Raw genomic sequence first — 5,164 nt, 5'->3', positions numbered from 1 at the left:
GGTCGTCGCCAGCGGGCAGTTCATGCTCGACAGCGAAGTCAATCTGCGCGAGGGGTTATCAAAATTACAAGCGCCAATAGCTATGATGACCGGGCCAGACACACCGCTCGCCCAGCTGCCCGTCGATGCCAAAACCCTTACCGAAATCGACCATTTCACGGATATGGCGCTGTATTTCCATGAGGCGCTGAGGGACGATTACCAAATCGATCCCTATTATCTCGATCCAGCAATCGGCCTCAGCGAAACGCTCAAGATCCGATATGCCAATACAAAACTTGTCCCTATTTTGACAGACGCCGAAGCTGCCCTCAGGGCCGCAAAGAGCGCGGTCGAACGCGACGCGCTCGCGGTCGAACTTTCACGCTTGATGGCAGCACTCGAGCCTTGGCTCATCGACGGCACTCCCATCCACTACCGCGATGCTGGACTTACACTGTACAAAGAAGCAGGCACCGAACGCCTCTGGCTTCAGGAAGGCGGCGAGCCAAGCAATCCTTATGGCGACAGCCCCGCAGAGATAGTCGATTGGCCCAACTCCATGGCAGACATGGATTCAGGCAGCTCAGAACGCGACCCCGCCGATCCTCGCGCTGGAAATCGGTAGGACACGATAATGTCAGACAATATTCCACACGATCTTGGCGGACGCGATCCTTCAAAATCTGCAATCGCGAAACTGATCTCCTGGTCAGTCTCAAACCAGCTCATCGTCCTCCTCCTCTGCGCGGCGCTTGGCGTTGCAGGATGGATGGCCGTCGAACGTACGCCGCTCGATGCGGTGCCTGACCTAACTGACACGCAAGTTATCATCCGGACCGACTTTCCGGGGCAAAGCCCTCAAATCGTCGAGGACCTCGTAACGTATCCTCTGTCGACCAATCTGCTGGGATTGCCAAAGACAAAGGATGTGCGCGGTTCGTCCATGTTCGGCACCAGCTTCGTCTATGTCATCTTCGAAGATGACGTGGATCTTTACTGGGCCCGCTCTCGTGTCCTCGAGGCCTTGTCGCGGCTTGGCACCAGTTTGCCAGATGGCGCGGTTCCACAACTTGGCCCTGATGCCACAGGTGTTGGCTGGGTCTATCAGTACGCCCTTGTCGACAAGACTGGCGGCACGGACTTGGCAGAGCTGCGCTCACTTCAAGACTGGTTCCTTAAACTAGAGCTCTCCGGCGTAGAAGGCGTGTCGGAAGTCGCCTCGGTTGGCGGGTTCGTGCGCGAGTATCAGGTAATGGTCGATCCCAACCTGCTGCGATCCTATGACATTCCGCTACGCCGCGTATCTGAAGCAGTGAAAGCGGCCTCAAGCGAGGTCGGCGGACGCACATTGGAACAGGGCGAAAGCGAGTACGTGATTCGCTCATCGGGCTATGTTGACGAAAAGACAGACCTCGAGCAGGTCGTGCTTTATGCCTCAGATGGCACACCCGTCCTTCTCTCCGCCGTTGCGCGCATCATTGAAGGCCCTGCCCTTCGCCGCGGCGTTGTTGAACTCAATGGTGAAGGTGAGACCGTCGCGGGCATCGTTATCATGCGGGACGGCGAAAATGCACTGACCGTGATTGACCGCGTGAAAGAAAAACTCGCAGAACTCCAGCGCGGCCTGCCCGAAGGTGTCGAGATCGTCACTGTCTATGACCGCGCACCCCTGATTGAAGGCGCGGTCGATTACCTGAAGGAAAAGCTGTTTGAAGAAGGTATCGCGGTCGCACTCGTGATCCTGATCTTCCTACTGCATGTCCGCTCGTCACTGGTCGCCATCATCACCCTTCCGCTTGGCGTCCTCGGGGCATTTCTGATTATGTCGTTCCAGGGTGTCACCGCAAACATAATGAGCCTTGGCGGGATTGCCATTGCAATCGGCGCCATGGTGGACGCCTCCATCGTCCTTGTCGAAAACGCGAGTCGGAAACTCGCCGACCTGGGCGATAAACCTAAGGCAGCAGACCGCAGGGCCACTTTGATTGCATCGGCCCAAGAGGTCGGTCCGGGCATCTTCTTTTCATTGCTCATCATCACAGTGTCTTTCCTGCCAGTGTTCGCGCTCACTGGTGAAAGCTACCGCCTGTTCAGCCCACTCGCATTTACGAAAACATATGCGATGGCATTCGCGGCGATCCTGTCCGTGACACTCGTCCCTGTACTTATGCTCTATCTCATGCGCGGAAAGTTTCGCCCTGAATCAGCCAACCCGTTGAACCGTTTCTTCATCTGGATCTACAAGCCCGTCTTGCATGCGGCACTACGGTTCAAGTGGATCACGATTGCGATTGCGCTTCTTCTGACAGCGAGTGTCATCATCCCCGCGCAGCGCCTCGGCTCTGAATTCATGCCGGCGCTATATGAGGGCGAGTTGCTTTACATGCCGACCACGCTTCCTGGCGTCTCCTCCACCAAAATGCGGGAAATACTTGGTCAGACAAACCGCGTGATAATGACCGTACCTGAAATCGAACGCGTCTTCGGCAAGGCAGGCCGCGCCGATGCCGCCACCGACCCGGCTCCTCTGACCATGATCGAGACGTGGATCAAACTGAAACCGAAATCGGAATGGCGCCCCGGTGTCACGGTCGATGACATTACCGCAGAGCTCGACGCAAAGTTGCAAATGCCCGGTCTCGTCAATTCCTGGGGCTATCCAATCAAAATCCGGATGGACATGGTCTCAACTGGTGTGCGTACGCCCATCGGCATCAAAGTCACCGGCGATGACCTCATCGAGATCGAGCGGATAGCGCGAGACATCGAAGCAGTCGTCTCAGATGTTCGAGGCACCCGCTCCGCCTTTGCGGACCGCGTCCTTGGGGGTAAATATCTGGAAATCACCCCGGACCGGGCAGAGTTAGCCCGCCGCAATATCGATATGGGCGTATTCCAAACTGTCGTGCAAACCGCGCTGGGCGGGATGCGATTAGCGCAATCGGTCGAGGGCCGTGAACGCTACAACATCATCCTGCGCTATGACCGCCCGTTCCGGGAAAGCCCGGATGATCTGGAAAACATTCTCGTTCCCACTCCTACTGGAGCTCACATCCCGCTTGGCAACCTCGCATCGATTGCCTTCACCGAGGGGCCTCCCATGATTCGCTCGGAGAATGCGCGTCTGACTGGATGGGTATTCGTTGATATCGCAGGCCGGGATATGGGCGGATATGTCAGCGAGGCACGTCAGGCAGTGACAGATGCCATGACCTTGCCGCCTGGCTACGCGATTGAGTTTGCTGGCCAGTATGAACAGATGGAGGAAGCGGCAGCACGCCTTCAGAATGCTATCCCAGCAGCGATCGCGCTCATCTTCTTGCTTCTCATGCTGCATTTTGGACGGCTCGACCGCACCGCCATCATCATGCTGTCGCTGCCGTTCGGGCTGGTCGGTGGACTGTGGGCAGTCTGGCTCGCTGGCTACAATTTGTCTGTGGCTGTAGCGGTGGGGTTCATTGCGCTTGGCGGTATCGCTGTAGAAACAGCTGTCATCATGCTGCTCTATATCGACGCCCAGGTGAGAGAAGAGCAACCACAAAACCGCGTAGAGCTATTTGAGGCCATCAGTCATGGCGCGGCAATGCGCGTTCGTCCCAAGCTGATGACGGTGCTCACCATTCTGGTTGGCCTGACGCCTGTCTTCGTGACCGACGGCCTGGGCGCAGATGTGATGCGCCGCATTGCCCTGCCCATGCTCGGTGGCATGGTCTCAACTCTATTGCTGACCCTGATCGTCATCCCCGCGATCTATTACATCTGGGTTGGCCGCTCCTTTTCCGCGCGCGGCGGATCTAAATCGGAAGACACGCGCAAATTACTTCAACCAAGCAATCCTCTAGGAGAACCGACACCATGAAGACAATAAGACTTTTGACTGGAAGCCTATTCACTTTGTCCCTCGCTGCCTGCGGCAATGCCGAGGGGGTTACGCCAGCTGGATCTGAAAAAAACGAAGCGCACATGGAGATGTCTAACGGCGAGACAATGGATCATTCCGGCCATGTCATGTCTGACGAAGGGATCGGTCATGGCGCTGGCATTATCAAATCGCTGGGAACCGAAGGCGACTTCGTGACAATCGAGCATGGTCCCATCGAGGGCATGGGCATGGACGCCATGACAATGGGCTTCAACACTATGGGCGAAGTCGACCTGTCCGCCTTCGCGGAAGGCGACGCGGTTGCATTCATGGTCAAAAAGGGCCGTGACAATTCCTATCGGATAACCAGCATCTGTAACACTGCTGCTGATGGCGCTGATTGCCTTGATAACATAATGGACCATTAGGGCAGAGTAAGGGAGGGCGTTCGACGCGTGTACTCAGATGGGTGCTGTCGGGCGAATACGAACTAGTCGCCGCTTTTCGCGGACCAAGGGGGGGCTACGCGACGAGAAGGTCGCGCCACTCGCGAAGGGCGGAGTCGCGTTTCTGTTTGAAGCGAATTCGGTAATTAATATGTGTTTCGAAGTTGAAGTGATTGTGCACTGACGAATGGATCGCGACGGACTTCTGCAAACTTCGCATTCGCTGGAAACGAGACATCGCTTGCTCTTGCCGTCGGAACGGCAAATGCAAATTCTCGCCCCAATTAATCAGAGGGCGCCCGGTTTCCGGGCGCCCCAGATTCCCAATCACTTTGATTGGTGTACGGTATGACGGACATCTGTTGGTCACAACGACTTCAGGGTTCCCATATCGCCTCATCGCTTTTCTGAGGTATTTCAAAGCCGAAGCCTTGTCACGCTCCTTCGTGACATAGGATTCCAGAACATCTCCTTCATTGTCGACAGCCCGCCAAAGATAGTGCCGTTCTCCTCGGATTTTGACGACGACCTCATCCAGATTGCCATTGGGGGCTTCGTCGCATCGACTCTAACCGCCGCTTCCTGATCTTGTACACGACGTCGGTGTCGAAACGATCTGCCCAGAGCCGGACGCTTTCATAGCAGTGCCCCCCACTGATCCCGACCGCTTATTCGGGCAGTCTGTTTCCGTTGGCTCTGAGACCCAATACCGGATCTCTGTCGACGAGAGTCATTCAAGACTCATTTTCCGCGCGACCTGCTCAACAAAGTAATCAAACCGGCGCTGACCAAGCGCATGCGCTGCATCTCGCTCTCCTTCCGGGATCGGTTCGGTGCGGGTTAGCCAGTAAAAGATGAAGTGCTGCAGCGTCTC

General features: G+C 56.2%; 3 protein-coding genes and 1 pseudogene. 3 read left to right on the top strand and 1 reads right to left on the bottom strand.

Annotated elements, in window-relative coordinates:
* The 3 genes and pseudogenes from ACESNB_RS07870 to ACESNB_RS07860 form a co-directional block, all read left to right on the top strand.
* Nucleotides 1-607: pseudogene (locus ACESNB_RS07870) on the top strand (efflux RND transporter periplasmic adaptor subunit); the annotation flags it as partial.
* Between the two features lie 9 nt (nucleotides 608-616).
* Complete coding sequence (locus tag ACESNB_RS07865; RefSeq protein WP_373006023.1) at nucleotides 617-3,841, top strand: efflux RND transporter permease subunit; 3,225 nt, start codon at nucleotides 617-619, stop codon at nucleotides 3,839-3,841.
* A 104-nt stretch (nucleotides 3,842-3,945) separates the two neighbouring features.
* Complete coding sequence (locus ACESNB_RS07860) at nucleotides 3,946-4,272, top strand: copper-binding protein (RefSeq protein ID WP_373006021.1); 327 nt, start codon at nucleotides 3,946-3,948, stop codon at nucleotides 4,270-4,272.
* Nucleotides 4,273-4,366: 94 nt separating this feature from the next.
* Here the strand turns inward: ACESNB_RS07860 and ACESNB_RS07855 are convergent, their stop codons facing one another.
* The gene (locus ACESNB_RS07855; RefSeq protein WP_373006025.1) at nucleotides 4,367-4,807 is read right to left on the bottom strand and encodes a DDE-type integrase/transposase/recombinase; all 441 of its coding nucleotides are present in this window, start codon (nucleotides 4,805-4,807) and stop codon (nucleotides 4,367-4,369) included.
* Between the last annotated feature and the right edge of the window lie 357 nt (nucleotides 4,808-5,164).

The organism is Hyphomonas sp., assembly GCF_041689225.1.
Taxonomy (GTDB): domain Bacteria; phylum Pseudomonadota; class Alphaproteobacteria; order Caulobacterales; family Hyphomonadaceae; genus Hyphomonas.
Note: the sequence above shows the minus strand (reverse complement) of the source record. Positions and strands in the feature narration are given on the sequence as shown.